Origin of the sequence: Tenacibaculum sp. 1_MG-2023, from assembly GCF_030547425.1 — a bacterium.
Taxonomy (GTDB): domain Bacteria; phylum Bacteroidota; class Bacteroidia; order Flavobacteriales; family Flavobacteriaceae; genus Polaribacter.
Genome location: NZ_JAUORH010000013.1, coordinates 41,604 through 59,997, shown reverse-complemented (window position 1 = coordinate 59,997; position 18,394 = coordinate 41,604). Strand labels below are relative to the sequence as shown.

Below are 18,394 nucleotides of genomic sequence, written 5' to 3'. Positions count from 1 at the left end.
TTTTTAAAATAATAACAAACTGAATTGTATTATTTTTAGGATGAATTGTAACAATTTGTATTTTTGAGCTACTTATAACATATCAACTCTACTAAACTCAGTGAAAAAAGAATTAGAAAATAAATTTTTAACTGATTTCGAAGCCAATCAAAACATTGTGCATAAGGTATGTAGGATTTACACTACCAACCAAAATGCACATAACGATTTGTTTCAAGAAATCACCATTCAGTTATGGAAAAACTATAGTAAATTTAGAGGAGATGCAAAATTTAGTACTTGGATGTATCGAGTAGCATTGAATACTGCTATTTCTTTATATAGAAAATCAACAAGAAGTATAAAAACACAAGACTTTACAGACTATTCTTTTAAAATTAAAGCAGAAGAATATGATGATACTGAAGAAGTACAGTTAAAAGCTTTGTATGGTGCAATTCGTAAATTAAATGATATTGATAAGGCTCTGATTTTTTTATACTTAGAAGACAAACCCTATAAGGAAATCTCTGAAACTTTAGGTATAAGTGAAGTAAATGCTCGTGTGAAAATGAACAGAGCTAAAGATAAATTAAAAAAAGTATTAAACCCATAATTATAAATGGATTTAGATTTAGATAAATATAAAAAAGCTTGGGGTAACCAATCAGAAGAAACAGATAAAGTTTCTAAAATTGATATCTATAGAATGGCACATTCCAAGTCATCTTCAATCGTAAAATGGATTTTTATTATTGGAATTTTAGAGTTTATTTTCTTGAATTCTTTCTATTTTATTTTTGATATGGAAGAAGCTTATGAAGAATATAAAAAACTTGGCTTATATAGCTTTATGATTTATTCACAATTCATCATCTACCCTGTACTACTCTATTTCTTGATTAAATTTTACCTTAATTATAAAAGCATTTCTGTTGTAGACTCTACTAAAACTTTAATGACAAAGATTATTAAAACTAGAAAAACTGTAAAGTACTACGTTATATTCAACTTATTGTATGTATTTATTTTTGGAATTATAGTTGCCATTGCATCATTAAAAACCCACCCAGAGTTTAACTCTAAGCAAGTTTTAATTTCAATAATTGTTACAGTGATAATGTTAATAATTATGCTTATAATTCTATGGTGCTTTTATCAACTCTTGTATGGAATATTACTAAGAAAACTAAACAAAAACTACAAAGAGTTAGCTAAACTCGAAAAGTTAAATTAAAAAACACTAATTTTTTATAAACTTCTCTTAACGTTTTATGATGACTATTTATTATATTAGCTGAGTTAACTATTTACTTATGAGTAGATTATTTTTTTTTAGCTTTTTTATTTATTCTACTATAGCTTTTACTCAAGAAGATAATTTTTGGAAAAATGTTCGTTTTGGTGGGGATGTTAGCTTTGGTTTTGGCTCAAACAATACGACTCTTGCTATATCTCCAGCTGCTGTTTATGATTTTAACGAATCTTTTTCTATAGGTATAGGAATTGGTTATGCCTATAATAAGAATGAAGGTTTAAGTTCTAATATTATTACACCTAAAGTAATTACACTATTTAGACCTATTAGAGAAGTTGAGTTTTCTGCCGATTTACAGCAAATGTACGTTAACACTAACATTAATGGTATCTCGAAGAGACACAACTACCCCGCTTTAAATATTGGAGCTTCTTATAGAATAGGTGCTGTTTCTTTAGGTGTGCAATACGATGTTTTACATAAAGAAGACAGAAGCGTGTACGCTTCTGCTTTCTCACCTATTGTAAGGGTTTTCTTTTAAGAATAGTTGTTTAATACTCCTAACAAAACATTTAACATTTCATCCGTAAAGTCTAAATGTGTTACAATGCGTATTTTCCCTTCCCCCATAGAAATTAGCAAAATACCTTTATCTGCCATTTTTTTTATAAAATCATCTGGATTTATAGAATCGTTTACATAAAAAATAACAATATTCGTTTCAATAGGTTCCACTTTAGTCACATACCAACATTTTTCTAAAACTTCTCCTATCTCTTTTGCTTTTTGATGATCTGTTGCTAAACGCTCTACTTGACTGTCCAAAGCATAAATTCCTGCGGCTGCTAAAAACCCAGCTTGTCTCATTCCTCCACCGAACAACTTACGTACACGTAACGCTTTTTCTATATGTGCCTTACTCCCCACTAATACTGAACCTACAGGAGCCCCCAATCCTTTCGACAAACAGATAGAAATCGTATCAAATAATTCTCCATACTGTTTTGGAGTTTCATTTTTAGCTACTAAAGCATTAAATAAACGTGCTCCATCAAGATGGTAAGCTAAATCATTTGTTTTAGCTACTTTTTGAATTTTTTGTAATTCTTCAAAATCCCAACAAGCACCTCCACCTTTATTCGTGGTATTTTCAACACAAACTAATCTACTATATGGTGTATGAATATCATTTCTTCCTCCTACTAAACTCTTTAATTGTACTGCAGTAAACATACCTCTATTACCATCAATTAAACAAGAGGTTACCCCTGCATTAAAAGCAGCTCCACCTCCCTCATAGTTATATACATGCGCCCATTTATCACAAAACATTCTATCACCAGGTTGTGTGTGGATTTTTATCGCAGTTTGATTTGCCATGGTTCCCGAAGGAAAAAACAACGCAGCTTCCATTCCAAACAGATCCGCTACTTTTTCTTGTAACAAATTCACTGTCGGATCTGCTTTAAAAACATCATCTCCTACTTTAGCACTCATCATTGCCTCCAACATTCCTTGAGTTGGCTTAGTTACAGTATCACTTATTAAGTTTATTTCCATTTCTAACTACGATTTATAAAATGTATTTTTGCATCTATGATTACACACGAACAGCTTAAAAATATCGCTGAACGAATTGGCAAGTTAAAAGGATATTTAGAAATTGACAAGAAGTTAATTGAAATTTCAAATGAAGAAGAAAAAACAGCAAACCCTGACTTTTGGAATAATCCTAAAGAGGCTGAAACTGTTATGAAATCGCTTCGTTTTAAAAAGAAATGGGTAGAAGATTATAATACTGTTGTAGCAATGAACGACGATTTAGTAGTCTTATACGATTTTTATAAAGAAGGTGATATTGAGGATAGCGAAGTTGAAGAACAATTTGAAAGAACAGCTACTTTTTTAGAAGATATTGAGTTTAAAAACATGCTGTCGGAAGAAGGTGACAATTTAAGTGCTACCATACAAATAACCGCAGGTGCTGGAGGTACAGAAAGTTGTGATTGGGCAGAAATGCTTACCCGAATGTACACTATGTGGGCAGAAAAACAAGGATTTAAAATTAAAACACTGAACTATCAAGAAGGTGATGTAGCCGGTATAAAAACCGTTACTTTAGAATTTGAAGGTGATTATGCTTTCGGGTGGTTAAAAGGTGAAAATGGCGTGCATCGTTTGGTGCGTATTTCTCCTTTTGATAGCAATGCAAAACGTCATACCTCATTTGCTTCTGTATATGTATATCCTGTTGCTGATGATTCTATCGAAGTTGAAGTAAACCCTGCCGATATTGAAATTACTACAGCTCGTTCTAGCGGTGCTGGTGGACAAAATGTAAATAAGGTTGAAACTAAGGTTCAATTATTACATAAGCCAACCGGGATTCAAATTCAATGTTCAAACTCACGTTCTCAGCACGATAACAGAGCTACAGCAATGCAAATGTTAAAATCGCAATTATACGAAATTGAATTACAAAAACGACTAGCTGCTCGTGAAGAAATAGAAGCTAATAAAATGAAAAATGAATGGGGAAGCCAAATTCGGAACTATGTAATGCATCCATATAAATTAGTAAAAGATGTTCGTACAGCTCATGAAACAGGAAATGTAGATGCTGTTATGGATGGGAATATTAATCCGTTTTTAAAGGCTTATTTAATGATGATGGGACAAAAAGAAGACTAGGAATTAGGAACATTTGTTTTTTCAATTTACAAACAAATAAACCTTTAAACTTTGTAAACTAACAATAAAATGATAAAAATATACCATAATCCACGTTGTTCTAAATCGAGACAAGGTTTAGAAATTTTAGAAAACTCTGGAAAGGAATTTGAAATTGTAAAATATTTAGACAACACTCCTTCCGAAAAAGAATTAAAAGAAGTTATTCGTTTATTAAATATTTCTCCGATTGATTTAGTTCGTAAAAATGAAAAAATTTGGAAAGATGAATATAAAGGAAAAGAACTATCAGATTCTGAAGTCATTAAAGCAATGATTGAAAACCCTAAGTTGATAGAACGTCCTATTGTTATTAAAGGTAATAAAGCTGTTATTGGACGACCGCCGGAAATTATCAAAGAAGTTATATAAACCATTCAAAAACTCTCAATAATTTGGGAGTTTTTTTTATTTTTTCAGAAATCTAGACTCAAGAAAACCAAGCCCGTAACCATAAAACTGAGTGATGGTTGTAATAATACTCAAAAAAGCTACTTGCAAGTTTTTATTTTGTAATAGAGAATCTAAAAAGATCCCCGTAAAATAAACTCCATAAAAAACTAACAACTGCCAATACCCAAAGAATACTACTATAATCGCAAAATCAATTCCAATAATAAATAAACTCGGAAACCAATAAGTTAACTTTGCTGTTTCAGGGTACTTTTTATTTAAAATAGGTCTTGCAGTACCAAAAGCAAATGTTTGTTTAAAAAACTGTTTAATAGTACTTCTACGCTTATGATATACAAAAGCCTTTTCTATTAATTGTGTTTCAAAACCTTTCTTCCATAGGCGAAAGGTTAAATCGATGTCTTCTCCCGCTTTCATTTTAGAAAAGCCATTTGTTTTTTCAAAAGCAATTTTAGACAAACCAAGGTTAAAGCTTCGAGGTTGGAATTTTCCTACAGCTTTTTTCTTTCCTCTAATACCTCCAGTGGTTAACATCGAAGTCATTGAATAATTAATAGCTATTTGTAATGCTGTAAAACTGGGGTGTGCTGCATCTGGACCACCAAAAGCATCAGTATAATTTTCTTCTAATGCTTTTTTTACTTCAGAAAGATATTGAGATGGAACAATTACATCAGAATCTAAAATAATAAAATAATTTCCTGAGGCTCTCTGCATTCCATAGTTACGACTTGCCCCTGCTCCACTATTTTCTTTATAAAAATAGTTTAGATTGAGTTTTGACCTATACTTATTTACAATCTCTTCAGATGAATTTTCTGAACCATCTTCAACAATTAATACCTCAAAATCGTCTTTCAAGTCTTGTTTTGTTAAGCTTTCTAACAACTCATCAATTTCTTGTGGTCGGTTGTAAACAGGTATTATTATTGAAAACTGTATATCCACTACACTAAAGCTGCTTGTTTAATTTGTTTAGCTATACCATCCCAGAGTTGTATTCTTTTTCGCAAAGATTCTTTAGCATAATATAATGCGTCATTCCATTTTTGTTCATCATTTCCACATAACTCTTCTATCATTTGTAATGATAATGGTCCATGTTCATCACCGTCTAACTCAATATGTCTATTAAGATAATACGTAAGTTTACTGTATGAACTCCCTTCTTTCTCTTCCGTATTTTTTACAATTTCTAAAAACATATCTGGTATTACATCTTCTCTTCCAAAAGTAAAACTAGATGCAATAATATGTGGTTGTTTTGTTTTAATAATTTCAAAAGAAAAATTTACAAAATCTTTGACTTCTTCAATAATTGAACAGTTTTCCAGAGCTTGGTCAACAGGTTTACCATCAAGGATATCTGAAATAAAACTTGAAATTTCAGAAACACTTCCTCCTGCTTGACGCATCGCATCAATATACATTTCAAAGTGACTCTTAGGTTCTCCTAACTCATTAATATCAGTTTCTTCACCTAACACAATTTCATTAATAAAACGAGCTGTTTTAATATTTACAGCAGGTAACCAAGGCAAATTTACACAAGTAAGTTCTCGTTGTAATGCCTTTAACAACGACATAAAGTCCCACACAGCAAATACATGCGATTCCATAAATAATTTTACATCGTTTATATCATTTAACGAATTATATAGCTCATGTTCTTTAAGCTGTTTTCTTAAGGGTTTTAATTCCTTTACTATGTGTAAAATATTGCTCATTTATAACTGTCAATAAAAAATGCAAATCTAACGATTTGCATTTAATTATATATTCTTTCAGTACCTTTCGACTACGCTCAAGGCACAAGTTAATTTACTCTTCAGTAAATCTTTCCATTACAGCATCACTTACTCCCATGTTAGAAAACCCTCCATCGTGGAATAAATTTTGTAAGGTTACTTTCTTTGTTAAATCTGAGAATAATGAAATCGTATAGTCTGCACACTCTAACGCTGTAGCGTTTCCTAATGGAGACATTTTTTCAGCATATGAAATAAATCCATCAAATCCTTTTACTCCTTGACCTGCAGTCGTTGGCGTTGGTGATTGAGAAATTGTGTTTACACGTACTTTATGATCTCTTCCAAAGAAATAACCAAAACTACGTGCGATGCTTTCTAAATACGCTTTGTTATCAGCCATATCATTGTAATCTGGGAATACACGTTGTGCTGCCATATAAGTTAATGCAACAACACTACCCCATTCATTCATGGCTTGTTTGTTATATAAAACATTCATTACTTTATGAAAAGATACTGCAGAAACATCCCATCCTTTCGTTGTGAAATCGTATTTAGAATCTGTATAATGACGTCCTTTACGTACATTAACTGACATACCGATAGAGTGTAAAACAAAATCGATTTTACCTCCTAAAATTTCCATAGATTTTTCAACTAAATTGTTTAAGTCATCCATAGAAGTCGCATCAGCTGGAATAATTTCTGATCCTGTTTTCGCTGCTAAATCTTTAATACCTCCCATACGCATTGCAATAGGTGCATTAGTTAACACAAATTCTGCTCCTTCTTCGTGAGCACGTTCAGCTACTTTCCATGCAATAGAATTCTCATCTAATGCCCCAAAAATAATTCCTTTTTTTCCTTTTAATAAATTATACATATTTAAAATATTTTAGTCTATCGTTGTTTGTTCTAAAAGCAAATATACTCTTAATTTAATAATTCTTTTGCATGCGTTAAAGCGCTTTCAGAAACATCTTTTCCACTTAACATTTCTGCTATTTCTCTAATGCGTTCGTCGTTTGACAGTAACTTTAAGTTAGAGGTTGTTACTCCTTTTTCTTCGCCTTTAAACACTTTATAATGCTGTACTCCTTTTGAAGCTATTTGAGGTAAATGCGTAATGGTTATTACCTGCATATGAGTACTCATATCTTGCATTATTTTTGCAATTTTATTAGATACTTCTCCTGAAACACCTGTGTCAATTTCATCAAAAATAATCGTTGGTAATTGTATGTTTTCTGATAATATTTTTTTGATAGATAACATGATTCGAGATAATTCACCTCCAGAAGCAACTTTCTTTAACTCTCCAAAATTGCCTCCTTTATTTGCTGAAAATAAGAACTGTAAATTATCTTTCCCGTTTGATAAGTATTCTTCTGACGGTAGTAATTCAATAGTAAAACGAGCATTTGGCATTCCTAACTCTGATAAAAGGTATTCTAACTCTTTTTTCAACTTTGGAATTACTTTATTTCTAGATGTCGTAATCATTTTTGCTACGTCATCTAACTTCTTAGCCACCTCTTTAATTTCTACTTCTTTTTGAGCCACGACTCCCCCTGCATCTTCAACTTGTGCTACTTTTTCAGATAATGATGTATGCATTTCTTGTAATTCACTTATAGTTGATACTGAATGTTTCTTTTGAAGATTGTAAATAAGTTGCAACCTATCATTTAGTTCTTCTATTTCATTCGGATTAAATTCAACTTCTTCATTCGCACTTTCTAACTCAGTAACTACATCATCTAACTCAATTTTCACGCTTGTTACGCGATTCGCTAACTCTTCATATTGCTTAGAAAAAGAACTAATTTTTTGCAGTTTACTCTCTAAAGAGTTTAGCAACGTTTGAATTCCTATTTCTTCATTAATCGCAACACCTAAAGCTTCAGATAAATTTAATTTTATTTCTTCAATATTATTTAATTTATCTAACTTTTCTTCTAAAGCTTCTTGCTCTCCTTCTTTTAAATTAGCCTCTTCAAACTCATTAAACAGGTGTAAATTATACTCGTATTGTTCTTTCGATTTCTCAGTTTCTTCTTGAAGTACTTTCAGCTCTTTTCGTAATTTGTTATACGTACGCAAACCTCTTTTATACGATGCTATTTTAGCCTGATTTTTTGCCAAGGCATCAATAACAGAGAATTGAAAAGATACATCAGACAACTGCATGGTTTGATGTTGCGAATGAATATCAATGAGCTTTGTTTTCAAAGCATTTAACACCGATAATGTAACCGGCGTATCGTTAACAAAAGCTCTTGATTTCCCAGATGGTAAAATTTCTCTTCGAATTATGGTTTCCTGCTCATAGTCAAGATCTAATTCTTCAAACAATTCTTGTAAAGCATATCCTTCAACAGAAAATTGAGCCTCAATAACACATTTTTTTTCTGTGTCTTTTAAAGCAGCTAAGTCGGCACGATTCCCCATTACTAGCCCTAAAGCACCTAATAAAATGGATTTTCCTGCTCCAGTTTCACCTGTTATAATAGATAAACCGTTTGTAAAATCAATCGTTAACTGATTGATTAATGCGTAATTATGTATAGATAAATGTGTAAGCAAATTCTATTCTTTAGAGTGAATAAAAGTAAGGATTTTGAATGAATTAAGTCTAACCAAAACAAAGGAAGTCTATTGATTTTTCAACAGCTTATAAACGTTACATTTAAGACCTTTATAATAAATCTTATTTTACTGAAGATTCTTCCATTTGTCTTTATAAGTAGGAGCAATTTTATTTAAAACCGTTATCATTTGCGATTCATTTCTTGAAGGAGTTCCATCGGAAAACACATTCACTATTTCGTCTCCTTTTGCATCTAAGAAAACACGGATCATATAATTACCAATAGTAATATTGTGTAACTTATCTAAATCTAAAACACTTTTTTCAATTGCTTCTTTAGCCGAATTCTTGTTATCTGCAAAATTATCGAAACCATTACGGTGATAATTGTAATAAATACTACGTAAAGCGCTAAACTTTGAAGACAGTAAATTATCTATCAAAGCAAAACGATTTTGTTTTCCTACTTGATTTTGCCAACCAGACTCTCCATTAGATTGCGCCAACAACATAATATTTTCTGCTTGTTTCAAATAGCTTTCTCCTCCTTTTAAAGCAAAAGTATCTGCGTCAACGCCTAAAATTGCATATATATAAAAAGCAATTGTTGAAATTAAGTTCGACTCGTAAACTGTTGGGTTATAAATTAACGGATCAAACTCATTGTAACGAAAATTAAAGTTTGTATCATTAATATTTAAAACAGGTGTAGCGTATGTTGAGTTATATACAGGTCTTGTTGATTGCACTTGTAAACTTGCTGAAAAATTACTCCCGTTTTGCTCGTTTATTATAATATTAAATGCACAATTAATTCGTTCTTGTTGTTTAATGTTTCTATTCGTCCATTGTTTATCATTAATAAACTCCGTTAGTGCTTTTTGTAACGTTTGGTAAACTTGCTTATTACTACTCTGTATTTTATCTGAATTGATAATTACAGTAGCGTTCAGCTCTTGTGAATAAGAAGAAAAAGTAACTGAAAGAAGAAAAACTATAAAGAAAAACTTACGCATTTAATTTTTGTATTATTTCGTTAACGATATCTTTTGACACTGCTGTTTTCGATTTTAAATCAAATGATTTCTCATTAAAATCAGTATCAATAATTGTAATTTTATTGGTATCGGTCGCAAAACCGGCACCTTTATCACGTAACGAATTTAATACAATAAAATCTAAATTTTTGCGTGTAAGCTTACTTTTTGCGTTTTGCACCTCATCGTTCGTTTCTAGGGCAAACCCAACTAACAACTGATTTTTCTTAATTTCTCCTAGAGATTTTAAGATGTCCTTAGTAGGTTCTAACTCAATACTTAACGCTGCTTCTTTCTTTTTTATTTTTTGGGTAGCTACATTTTTTGGTCGATAGTCAGAAACTGCTGCTGATAATATAGCTATATCTACCTCAGCAAAGTACTTATGACACGCCTCATACATATCTTGCGCTGATTTTACATCTACTCTATGAATAAATGAATGATTTACCTGCTGATGTGATGGTCCTGATACTAAAAACACTTCTGCTCCTAAATTTGCCGCTGTTTTTGCTATTTCAAATCCCATTTTACCAGAGGAATGGTTTCCAATAAAACGTACAGGATCTATCACTTCGTAGGTTGGACCTGCAGTAATTAGCATCTTTTTTCCACGAAGTGGTAATTTAGATATAATGTCTTTCTCTATAAAGTCAACAATATCTTCTGGTTCTGCCATACGACCTTCACCAACCAATCCGCTTGCTAATTCACCAGAAGTAGCAGGAATTAAGATATTCCCAAAACTTTGTAAACTTTCTAAACTGGTTTTTGTTGATGGATGTTGGTACATATCTAAATCCATCGCAGGCGCAAAATATACTGGACATTTAGCTGACAAATAGGTTGCTAATAGTAAGTTATTGCAGGTACCATTTGTCATTTTAGACAAGGTATTTGCTGTAGCTGGGGCTATTAACATTAAATCTGCCCACAAACCTAAATCTACATGATTATTCCACAATTCATTTTCATCTTCTTTATCATAAAAAGTAGAATGAACTGGATTTTTTGATAAGGTGGAAAGTGTAAGAGGTGTTATAAAATCTTTAGACGCAGGAGTCATAATTACTTTGACTTCTGCGCCTGATTTTATAAATAAGCGAACTAAGTTCGCAGTTTTGTATGCCGCTATACCGGCGGTAACACCAAGTAATACTTTTTTACCGCTTAGTACAGACATATTATTTTGTCTCTGGAGTTCTGTAATACACCTTCCCGTCTAACCACTCTTCTACAGCAATAGCATGTGGTTTAGGTAAACGCTCATAAAATTTAGAAACTTCGATTTGCTCTTTGTTTTCAAAAACTTCTTCTAAACTATCGTTATAAGTAGCAAACTCATCTAACTTATCAACTAATTCCTTTTTTAAATCAGAATTAACTTGTGTAGCTCTCTTTGCTATGATAGAAATAGCTTCATAAATATTATGCGTTGGAGCCTCGATAGCTTCTTTGTTATAAGTTATAGTACTTAACGGCGCTTTCGTTTCTTTATAATCCATTTTTTAACTTTTAGCTAATTGTTCTTGTTCTTTGTTTAATGTTGCTAACATTTCGTTTGATTCTTCCATGAATTTTGATTCAGGAAAATTTCTTTTTAATTTATCGTACGCTTTAACTGCTTCTTTAATTCTTTCTTCTTTTCTACGTTGCGTACTTTTAACTGCAAAATCATGAGCTGCTTTTAAACGATAGTATAAAGCTTCTTCTTTATACTTAGTTCCTAAATAATCTTCTAATAAATTATCAAAAGCTACAATTGCCGCTTTATAATTTCTAGAGTCATAATCAGCAGTTCTATAATATGTTTTTGCTATTTCAAAAGATTTCTTTTCAAGTTTTGCTCTTAACTCCGCATGATACTTGTTAGCTTCTTCTATCTTATCTGAATCTGGATAATTATCAATAAATTTTTGAAAAGCCTCTAACGCTTTGTTTGTATCAGTTGGATCTAAACTATAACTAGGTGCAGCTTTGTAATAGCTTAAAGCTGATAAAAAAGCGGCTTCTTCTCTTTTTGAACTTTTTGGATAATTTCCTGTAAATCTATTAAAGTAATACCCTGCTAACCCATAATTTTTCTCATTAAAGTTAGATTGAGAAACCATAAATTGAATACGCTCCATTTGAGGTTTACCTCTGTATGAAGGGGTTATTTTTTCGAACAAACGTAAAGCTTTACTGTACTTTTGAGCTTCGTACATTTTTACAGCCATTTTGTATTGTTCTTCTACAGTTCCTTTATTCAATACTTTTTGATATTCTCCACATGAAGAAAGTACTAAAAGCATTACAGCAATATACGCTAGATTTTTCATTTTTTGCATCTGGCAAAATTAGTGATTAATTATGGATTATTAAAACGATTTTTTATCTCATAAATGAGATTAACAAGAAACTACAAAATCTGTTATAATTTTTCCACAGAACTCCTAAATGTTTGTTAATCTTATTGCTGAGCTCCAGCAGCAGATTGAGCTACTATTTGTTTAACATCATTATCAAATAGATACAATCCTCCCTTATCATCTCCAATTAGGTTAATTTTATCTAAAATGTTGCGTGCCAATGCTTCTTCTTCTATTTGCTCAGATACATACCATTGTAAAAAGTTATGGGTTGCATAATCTTTTTCTTGTAATGTAATATGTACTAAATCGTTTATTGATTTAGATACCATTACCTCATGATCAAATAATGTTTGGAACATATCTTTAAAAGACCCAAACTTTGCTGGTGGTTCTTTTAAATCAGAAATATGTGCGTGTCCGCCACGTTCATTTACAAACTTTATTAATTTTAACATGTGCATACGCTCTTCATCTGAATGTGCATACATAAATTGTGCTACACCTTCAAAACCTTGAATTTCTGCCCAACATGCCATAGCTAAATATACTTGTGATGACTCTGCTTCTACTCTTATTTGGTCGTTTAATGCCTGCTCTATTACTTTTGATAACATATTTTCTACTTTAAAAATTACATCTTTATACAAAGATGCTAAAAAAATGCTTAGGTGAAAAGCAAATACCATACTCTACAGTTATAAAAAGTATGCTACTTTTTTAAATATGTCTGTTATTATACCTTTTGTATTGGCTTAAAAATAAAAGTAATTTAATCTATTGTAATCTTTTAAACAAACGTTAAAATTTATTAAAAATAGAAAAACTTTCATTTTGTTTCCATACATTTATTGAAATAAAATTGCATTCTTGAAGGATAAATAATCAAAAATTATTTTCTGGAAACAAATTTTAATAAAAGAATAACCTAGCAAAACTTATTTATTTCATGGTAAATGAGTTTTGAAAATTATAGGCATAAACTTTGGGTGCCTTAAAATGACCAAAGCATATCTAATTATAAAAACTTTAATATGAAAAATTTAAAAAGTTTAGGGAAAATTTTAAACAGTAATGAGCAAAAAGCCGTACATGGTGGTTTAGATTATCTCAAAGAAGCCTGTGACGAACCTGTATGTTGTTATGAAAGAATGGTTCATGACGGTTGGGGTTGGGTTATGGAAGTAGTTTGTGAAGACAACCCAAACTAATCCTATTCTATATTTTACAGTTTCAAACGCCCCTTTTTAGGGGCTTTTTAATTAGTAAAAAAAATAATAAAAACTTATCTATTTAATAATTTATAGTTTTTAAAAACAATGGAAATAATATTCTAACTAAAAAAAGACCATAGTATATGAAACTATAGCCTTTTTAACTCCTTGTTTTCTATATGCCTCTTTTATAGATTATCTATAAAATCTGATATTTTTGTTTGTAATTCTTCTGAGGCTGTTACTAATGGTAAACGTACTTCATCTAAACAGATTCCTAATTTTTGTAATACTGCTTTAATTCCCGCAGGATTATTTTCTTCAAAAATTAGATTTACTATATCCATTAGTTTGTAGTGTATATCGTAAGCCTCTTTTACTTTCCCTTCTAATCCTAACTGAATCATTTTTGAAAACTCTTTAGGTAATGCTTGCCCAATTACAGAAATAACTCCTGCTCCACCTGCTAAAGCTACTCCAACAGCCAAATCATCATCACCAGAAATCACTAAAAAATCTTCTGGCTTGTCTTTTAACAACTCATAGTATTGTTGTTGATTGTTTCCTGCTTCTTTAACTGCAACAATGTTTTCAAAATCTCTTGCTAATCGTAAAGTTGTTGCTGGCTCCATATTTTTTGCTGTTCTGCCAGGAACATTATACATAATAATTGGCTTAGGACTCGCTAAAGAAATTGCTTTATAGTGCTGATAGAATCCTTCTTGCGTTGGTTTGCTATAGTATGGAGCTACTGATAAAATTCCATCTATTTCAGATAAGTCTAAAGATTGTAATTCCTCTACAACAGTTTGTGTGTTGTTTCCTCCAACACCTAAAACTAAAGGTAAACGTCCTTTATTTTCTTCTGCAATTACTTTTATTATTTCTATTTTTTCTTCTTTAGTAATTGTTGCACTTTCTCCAGTAGTTCCATTTATTACTAAATAGTTTGTACCGTTTTCAATATTGTAATTTACTAACTTTTTAAGTGCTTCGAAATCTACACTTAAATCTTCATTGAAGGGAGTTACCAAAGCTACTCCAGTTCCTACAAACTTTTGCATTATATTTTATTTAAAATCGTTAGGTATTTTTTTAATTCTTGATTTAAAACTGCTTCATTAAAACTAGTATCAGACACTACTATATCGTACAATCTGTCATCAATTTCTGCGAAACCAGCTTTAAAATCTGCTTGTGACAACAAAGTTACCATATTCGTTAATAAGTTTGACGTTTTTGTATAGTTTATGAGTAGGTCATATTTGTTTTTAACGAAATCTTTTAAATTGTCGGATTTTAAACTCGCTTTGAAACCAAAATCTTTTTCGGTAAATAACTCTGTAGATGGCTCTTCTTTCTTTGAGTACTCTTTGTAAACTAGTACTCTTATATCTGCTTTTTGAAAAGGAAAAATGTTTGTTAAGTTGGCTATTACTACATTTACTAAAGCTTCATTATCTAACAATATTGCTACACTTTTAACTTTAGTTTCTTTATGTGGGATATTCTCTTTTTTTACAACTAATTTGTCGTATACTTTCTGAATAGATTTTTTCTTTAGGGTACTTATCATCTGTAAAAATTACGAATAGCTAATTTATATTATTTCTCTTCAATTTCTAATAATAAAAACTGATTTAACTGCTTTCCATACAACTGAAAGTTATCATCAGCAGCCAAGATTAACGATTTATTTCCGTTTTGCAATATTGGACCAAATGTAATCGCTTCAATATTGTCTATAATTCCATCTGTTAATTGACTTTGAACAGTACTAAAATCTAATAACAGTTCTTTTTTTAACGGCGTATATTTTTCGTTTTTTAAAGATTGTATTTCCAAGGTGTTTGTTGAATTGTCGTTAATGGATGCTTTAAAAATTCTAACTACATTTCCATAGCTTTCATAACCACTTTGATAGGCTCTTTCGATTATGAAAAAGTGATTTTTTTCATATTCTAAAATAGCTGTTGTTCCGTTTAGGTTTATGTTTCCTTTCGCAGGTTTATCAATCTTTTCTAACTGATAAGCAAATTGCTTCGTCGCCTTTTTTGATTCGTTATCAAAGTAGGTTATTCTAATAGGAGATTGTGTTTCGTGAAATGTTGGTTCTTCTCCATCTGCTTCTAAAGGAGCTTCCATTGCTACCCAAAAACCTTTTCCATCAAAACTTTTTGAAGAGCCTTCAAAAATTCCATTATGTTTTGGTTTTGCTTTAGATGTTGCTTTAAAGTAATTAGGTATTTTTATCTCTCTTTTAAAACTTCCATCTGTATGTATTTCAAATATACTTGGGTCTTTTTTATATTGAATAGAACCTTCACTCGTTAAATTAATTGTTCCTTTATCAACAAAAATAGATTCTAAATCTAATACATGATTTTTAGTAAACTGACTTGTTGTATCAACTACGATAACTTTTTCAAAGTCTACAGATTGAATCGAATCATTTTCAATAGAAATATTACCTATTAAAATTCTTGGATTAGTAGCATCGTCAACTACCATGTAGTAATTATTATTGTAAAAATCAATCCCTGAAACCCCACCAATTACAGTATTATTAATAACTAAAGAATCATTTATCACATATTCATCTAAAAACTTAAGTGATATTTTTTGTTGTTTACAAGCTAACAAACCAAAAACCGACAGGGCAAGTACTATTTTTTTCATACCTACAAAAGTATTGTTTTTAGTTTATGTAAGCATTAAAAAATGCAACGTCTAATTCAATAGATTTAGTTAATTATGAAAAAATATATTCTTTTAATTTTAAAATTGATAGCTGCGATTATAATGCTTCAAACGTTATTTTTTAAATTTACTGGAGCTCAAGAAAGTATTGCTTTATTTACTAAAATAGCTGGAAATAATGAAGCTTACATGCGAATAGGCACTGGTGTTTTTGAACTAATTGCTTCTATACTTTTATTTACCCCTAACAGAACCTGGTTGGGTGCTTTGTTAACTATAGGTTTAATGGCAGGAGCAATTATGAGTCATTTAACCATTTTAGGTATCGAACATAATGGAGATAGTGGCACTTTGTTTATAAGCGCAACCGTAACTTTTATCTCAGGAATAATTTTATTGATTTTCTATAGAAAAAACATCCCGATAGTTGGAAACAAACTATAACTTTACAATACAGAAAAGGACAGCTTTAGAACTGTCCTTTTTTTGATTAATTTACTCCTATAAATATTTCTACTTCAGCATTTGTTGGGTCAGATGCTTTTGCCCCGTAAACTTCATAATCGGAAGTATAAGCTCTGTTAATATCCTCTTCCCAAATCTCTAGCCATTTGTCATAAACCACACCCTCAGTTAAATTACCTTGTGCTACATATGTTTTATAGTTTGGCGCTTCAATTTTTTTACTCACAAACCCTTCTGGGACATTATCTACCTCGTTTACTTTGTAACCAATGATTGTTGTATATGGTTTCGTATGGTCTGACTCATAATCGGTATACACAGCATAGATTTCATTGGAAGATTTATTCGGGATTTTATTGGCTATGTTTTCAGACATAAATCGTTGCCATAAAGCAGGGATATCTTTTGCTGCTTGCTGATTCTCGTTAGTAGTTCTTACTGAAACTCCTACTACGTAAAACGTTTTTTTTTGTTCTGTACTCATCTTTTGTTTTTAAATTTTCAACAAAAGTAAAACCCCACTATGTCAACCCTATGTCAGGGGTACACCGTACTTTTCTTGACATATTTTAAAATATTCTTCCAAGGTTATTTCATGAGGAGTGAATACATCATTTAAAACCCTCATATTCTGAATACAATCTAGCCTAAATACCCGAAATTCATTTCTCAATTGACAATACGCTATTAACAACCAGTTTTCATTGGTACTATATAACGCAAAAGGTTCTACCGTTCTCTTTGTAAAGTTGTTTTCAAGTGATAAATAATCTAACTCTAGTAAATGAAAATTTGTAATTGCTGACTGAATTTGAATTAAGTAATTACTTGATTGTTCTTTTTCTGTATTTGCTCTAAAAACAATTCTTTGGGAAAGTAAATCTACCTTATCTTTTTGCGAATATCTTAAGGCTGCTTTAATCTTAGTTATAGCTTCTCTGTAGTTTTCAACTAATGAAGTATCTTTGTTTTTCAAAATCAACTGCTCTGCTGTTATCAGTGCATTGGCTTCTTCTTCAGAAAACATGATTGGCGGCAACTGATACCCTTCCTGTAAAAAGTACCCTTTTCCTTCTTCAGTAACCACAGGAATTCCTGAACTTTCAAGCGTTCTAATATCTCTGTAAATTGTACGAACACTTACTTGAAACTTTTTTGCCAATTCAGTAGCCGTAACCAATCTTTTTGACTGCAGTAATGTTACAATTTGAGTTAACCTTGTTAACCTCGGTTTTTCCATTAGAAATTTACTTTTCTTTAGCTATAACTGCCTTAACAATTAAGTATTGAGAAACGATATACAGGATGATTATAGCAATATCAAACAACCTTTTAGGTGTATAAAAGTTATTTAATGCTATAAGGCTATCAGAAGCAATAAACAAAATAGCTCCTAATAATAACCATGAATTAGCTGTGTTTTTTTGCTGACGGTAATTTAGTAATGCAGCCGTACCAAAAATTGAAATAGCTACTCCATACACCAATACGGGTAACAACATATCTCCTAAGTTATTATAAATTAAACCTAAGAGTCCCATAAACAACAATACAAAAGGAATTGCTGATGTTAGTATTTTAACTACTGAATCTTTATACAAAAAGCTTGTCGTTATTTTAATATATACCATATGCGCTACTAAGAACGATGCTAAACCAAACACAAAAAAGTTTGTTTTATCTAATAGAAAAACATCTCCCCAAAATGAGAAAAACAAGGCCGATAACAACCAAAAACTAGGCTTACTTACCGATACTAAATACACCACTGCTAGTGTTGTCGTTAGTAGGGGTTTAAAAATCATTTCGATTGTTTTGGTTTGTGTTATTACTGCATATACGTCAACAATAGCGACCAATAAAAATACGATGGATGCTATAGTTATTTTAGTTTGTTTGGTCATA

23 protein-coding genes are annotated in these 18,394 nt (G+C 31.1%); 7 read left to right on the top strand and 16 right to left on the bottom strand.

Annotated features, from left to right (window positions below):
- Positions 1–100 precede the first annotated feature (100 nt).
- The 3 genes from Q4517_RS10310 (at position 101) to Q4517_RS10300 (ending at position 1,778) form a co-directional block, all read left to right on the top strand.
- Positions 101–595: an RNA polymerase sigma factor gene (locus Q4517_RS10310; protein ID WP_115901137.1), complete on the top strand. Its 495-nt coding sequence runs from the start codon at positions 101–103 to the stop codon at positions 593–595.
- A gap of 6 nt (positions 596–601) precedes the next feature.
- Positions 602–1,216, top strand: a complete 615-nt coding sequence (locus Q4517_RS10305; RefSeq protein WP_303508861.1) for a hypothetical protein — start codon at positions 602–604, stop codon at positions 1,214–1,216.
- A gap of 79 nt (positions 1,217–1,295) precedes the next feature.
- Entirely contained in the window at positions 1,296–1,778 is a 483-nt protein-coding gene (locus Q4517_RS10300) for a hypothetical protein (protein WP_303508858.1), read from the top strand.
- Here the strand turns inward: Q4517_RS10300 and Q4517_RS10295 are convergent.
- The gene (locus Q4517_RS10295; protein WP_303508855.1) at positions 1,775–2,797 is read right to left on the bottom strand and encodes a low specificity L-threonine aldolase; all 1,023 of its coding nucleotides are present in this window, start codon (positions 2,795–2,797) and stop codon (positions 1,775–1,777) included. The two genes, Q4517_RS10300 and Q4517_RS10295, sit on opposite strands and share 4 nt — an antisense overlap.
- A 36-nt stretch (positions 2,798–2,833) precedes the next feature.
- Between Q4517_RS10295 and prfB the strand changes: the two genes are divergently transcribed.
- Together prfB and arsC are read left to right on the top strand one after the other, a co-directional pair.
- Positions 2,834–3,928: a peptide chain release factor 2 gene (prfB, locus tag Q4517_RS10290; RefSeq protein WP_303508853.1), complete on the top strand. Its 1,095-nt coding sequence runs from the start codon at positions 2,834–2,836 to the stop codon at positions 3,926–3,928.
- 69 nt (positions 3,929–3,997) lie between these two features.
- Entirely contained in the window at positions 3,998–4,339 is a 342-nt protein-coding gene (arsC, locus tag Q4517_RS10285) for an arsenate reductase (glutaredoxin) (protein ID WP_303508851.1), read from the top strand.
- Between the two features lie 36 nt (positions 4,340–4,375).
- Here arsC and Q4517_RS10280 read toward each other — a convergent pair whose 3' ends face one another.
- From Q4517_RS10280 to Q4517_RS10240, 9 genes are all read right to left on the bottom strand, one after another.
- Positions 4,376–5,323, bottom strand: a complete 948-nt coding sequence (locus Q4517_RS10280) for a glycosyltransferase family 2 protein (protein ID WP_303508972.1) — start codon at positions 5,321–5,323, stop codon at positions 4,376–4,378.
- A 5-nt stretch (positions 5,324–5,328) separates the two neighbouring features.
- Positions 5,329–6,108, bottom strand: a complete 780-nt coding sequence (locus Q4517_RS10275) for a DUF3050 domain-containing protein (RefSeq protein ID WP_303508848.1) — start codon at positions 6,106–6,108, stop codon at positions 5,329–5,331.
- Positions 6,109–6,202: 94 nt separating this feature from the next.
- Positions 6,203–7,015 (bottom strand): enoyl-ACP reductase, encoded by an 813-nt coding sequence (locus Q4517_RS10270; RefSeq protein WP_303508846.1) that lies wholly within the window; start codon positions 7,013–7,015, stop codon positions 6,203–6,205.
- 50 nt (positions 7,016–7,065) lie between these two features.
- The gene (gene recN / locus Q4517_RS10265; RefSeq protein ID WP_303508843.1) at positions 7,066–8,718 is read right to left on the bottom strand and encodes a DNA repair protein RecN; all 1,653 of its coding nucleotides are present in this window, start codon (positions 8,716–8,718) and stop codon (positions 7,066–7,068) included.
- A gap of 129 nt (positions 8,719–8,847) precedes the next feature.
- Entirely contained in the window at positions 8,848–9,738 is an 891-nt protein-coding gene (locus Q4517_RS10260) for a DUF4835 family protein (protein ID WP_303508841.1), read from the bottom strand.
- The gene (gene coaBC / locus Q4517_RS10255) at positions 9,731–10,942 is read right to left on the bottom strand and encodes a bifunctional phosphopantothenoylcysteine decarboxylase/phosphopantothenate--cysteine ligase CoaBC (protein WP_303508839.1); all 1,212 of its coding nucleotides are present in this window, start codon (positions 10,940–10,942) and stop codon (positions 9,731–9,733) included. Before coaBC ends, Q4517_RS10260 begins: the two co-directional genes overlap by 8 nt.
- A gap of 1 nt (position 10,943) precedes the next feature.
- Positions 10,944–11,264, bottom strand: a complete 321-nt coding sequence (locus tag Q4517_RS10250) for a DNA-directed RNA polymerase subunit omega (RefSeq protein WP_303508836.1) — start codon at positions 11,262–11,264, stop codon at positions 10,944–10,946.
- 3 nt (positions 11,265–11,267) lie between these two features.
- A complete protein-coding gene (locus Q4517_RS10245; RefSeq protein ID WP_303508834.1) occupies positions 11,268–12,080 on the bottom strand; it encodes an outer membrane protein assembly factor BamD in 813 nt (270 codons plus the stop codon).
- Between the two features lie 131 nt (positions 12,081–12,211).
- Entirely contained in the window at positions 12,212–12,727 is a 516-nt protein-coding gene (locus Q4517_RS10240; RefSeq protein ID WP_099216412.1) for a ferritin, read from the bottom strand.
- A 417-nt stretch (positions 12,728–13,144) separates the two neighbouring features.
- Here Q4517_RS10240 and Q4517_RS10235 point away from each other — a divergent pair, with 417 nt between their 5' ends.
- The gene (locus Q4517_RS10235) at positions 13,145–13,321 is read left to right on the top strand and encodes a hypothetical protein (RefSeq protein ID WP_164723450.1); all 177 of its coding nucleotides are present in this window, start codon (positions 13,145–13,147) and stop codon (positions 13,319–13,321) included.
- Positions 13,322–13,512: 191 nt separating this feature from the next.
- On the opposite strand, the gene dapA is transcribed toward Q4517_RS10235, so the two are convergent.
- Genes dapA through Q4517_RS10220 form a run of 3 tightly spaced genes read right to left on the bottom strand, consistent with a single transcriptional unit; the run spans position 13,513 to position 16,003 of the window.
- Positions 13,513–14,388, bottom strand: coding sequence for a 4-hydroxy-tetrahydrodipicolinate synthase (gene dapA / locus Q4517_RS10230; RefSeq protein ID WP_303508826.1), 876 nt, complete (start codon positions 14,386–14,388; stop codon positions 13,513–13,515).
- Positions 14,388–14,900: a DUF6913 domain-containing protein gene (locus Q4517_RS10225; protein WP_099216410.1), complete on the bottom strand. Its 513-nt coding sequence runs from the start codon at positions 14,898–14,900 to the stop codon at positions 14,388–14,390. The genes dapA and Q4517_RS10225 overlap by 1 nt, the downstream gene beginning before the upstream one ends.
- Positions 14,901–14,929: 29 nt before the next feature.
- On the bottom strand, positions 14,930–16,003 hold the full coding sequence (locus Q4517_RS10220; protein WP_303508817.1) for an esterase-like activity of phytase family protein: 1,074 nt from the start codon (positions 16,001–16,003) through the stop codon (positions 14,930–14,932).
- 75 nt (positions 16,004–16,078) lie between these two features.
- Here Q4517_RS10220 and Q4517_RS10215 point away from each other — a divergent pair, with 75 nt between their 5' ends.
- Complete coding sequence (locus Q4517_RS10215; RefSeq protein WP_303508814.1) at positions 16,079–16,468, top strand: DoxX family membrane protein; 390 nt, start codon at positions 16,079–16,081, stop codon at positions 16,466–16,468.
- Positions 16,469–16,514: 46 nt separating this feature from the next.
- Here the strand turns inward: Q4517_RS10215 and Q4517_RS10210 are convergent, their stop codons facing one another.
- The 3 genes from Q4517_RS10210 to Q4517_RS10200 are packed head-to-tail and all read right to left on the bottom strand — an operon-like array spanning position 16,515 to position 18,393.
- Positions 16,515–16,973: a GyrI-like domain-containing protein gene (locus tag Q4517_RS10210; RefSeq protein WP_303508813.1), complete on the bottom strand. Its 459-nt coding sequence runs from the start codon at positions 16,971–16,973 to the stop codon at positions 16,515–16,517.
- A gap of 48 nt (positions 16,974–17,021) precedes the next feature.
- On the bottom strand, positions 17,022–17,729 hold the full coding sequence (locus tag Q4517_RS10205) for a YafY family protein (RefSeq protein WP_303508812.1): 708 nt from the start codon (positions 17,727–17,729) through the stop codon (positions 17,022–17,024).
- A gap of 7 nt (positions 17,730–17,736) precedes the next feature.
- On the bottom strand, positions 17,737–18,393 hold the full coding sequence (locus Q4517_RS10200; RefSeq protein ID WP_303508811.1) for a lysoplasmalogenase: 657 nt from the start codon (positions 18,391–18,393) through the stop codon (positions 17,737–17,739).
- Position 18,394: the final 1 nt, after the last annotated feature.

Excerpts from the sequence above, each read along its gene's own strand:
- Q4517_RS10305 (WP_303508861.1), top strand. The coding sequence starts at position 602 with ATGGATTTAGATTTAGATAAATATAAAAAAGCTTGGGGTAACCAATCA.
- Q4517_RS10300 (WP_303508858.1), top strand. The coding sequence starts at position 1,296 with ATGAGTAGATTATTTTTTTTTAGCTTTTTTATTTATTCTACTATAGCT.
- Q4517_RS10295 (WP_303508855.1), bottom strand. The coding sequence starts at position 2,797 with ATGGAAATAAACTTAATAAGTGATACTGTAACTAAGCCAACTCAAGGA.
- prfB (WP_303508853.1), top strand. The coding sequence starts at position 2,834 with ATGATTACACACGAACAGCTTAAAAATATCGCTGAACGAATTGGCAAG.
- arsC (WP_303508851.1), top strand. The coding sequence starts at position 3,998 with ATGATAAAAATATACCATAATCCACGTTGTTCTAAATCGAGACAAGGT.
- Q4517_RS10275 (WP_303508848.1), bottom strand. The coding sequence starts at position 6,108 with ATGAGCAATATTTTACACATAGTAAAGGAATTAAAACCCTTAAGAAAA.
- Q4517_RS10270 (WP_303508846.1), bottom strand. The coding sequence starts at position 7,015 with ATGTATAATTTATTAAAAGGAAAAAAAGGAATTATTTTTGGGGCATTA.
- Q4517_RS10260 (WP_303508841.1), bottom strand. The coding sequence starts at position 9,738 with ATGCGTAAGTTTTTCTTTATAGTTTTTCTTCTTTCAGTTACTTTTTCT.
- coaBC (WP_303508839.1), bottom strand. The coding sequence starts at position 10,942 with ATGTCTGTACTAAGCGGTAAAAAAGTATTACTTGGTGTTACCGCCGGT.
- Q4517_RS10250 (WP_303508836.1), bottom strand. The coding sequence starts at position 11,264 with ATGGATTATAAAGAAACGAAAGCGCCGTTAAGTACTATAACTTATAAC.
- Q4517_RS10245 (WP_303508834.1), bottom strand. The coding sequence starts at position 12,080 with ATGAAAAATCTAGCGTATATTGCTGTAATGCTTTTAGTACTTTCTTCA.
- Q4517_RS10240 (WP_099216412.1), bottom strand. The coding sequence starts at position 12,727 with ATGTTATCAAAAGTAATAGAGCAGGCATTAAACGACCAAATAAGAGTA.
- Q4517_RS10235 (WP_164723450.1), top strand. The coding sequence starts at position 13,145 with ATGAAAAATTTAAAAAGTTTAGGGAAAATTTTAAACAGTAATGAGCAA.
- dapA (WP_303508826.1), bottom strand. The coding sequence starts at position 14,388 with ATGCAAAAGTTTGTAGGAACTGGAGTAGCTTTGGTAACTCCCTTCAAT.
- Q4517_RS10225 (WP_099216410.1), bottom strand. The coding sequence starts at position 14,900 with ATGATAAGTACCCTAAAGAAAAAATCTATTCAGAAAGTATACGACAAA.
- Q4517_RS10220 (WP_303508817.1), bottom strand. The coding sequence starts at position 16,003 with ATGAAAAAAATAGTACTTGCCCTGTCGGTTTTTGGTTTGTTAGCTTGT.
- Q4517_RS10215 (WP_303508814.1), top strand. The coding sequence starts at position 16,079 with ATGAAAAAATATATTCTTTTAATTTTAAAATTGATAGCTGCGATTATA.
- Q4517_RS10210 (WP_303508813.1), bottom strand. The coding sequence starts at position 16,973 with ATGAGTACAGAACAAAAAAAAACGTTTTACGTAGTAGGAGTTTCAGTA.
- Q4517_RS10205 (WP_303508812.1), bottom strand. The coding sequence starts at position 17,729 with ATGGAAAAACCGAGGTTAACAAGGTTAACTCAAATTGTAACATTACTG.
- Q4517_RS10200 (WP_303508811.1), bottom strand. The coding sequence starts at position 18,393 with ATGACCAAACAAACTAAAATAACTATAGCATCCATCGTATTTTTATTG.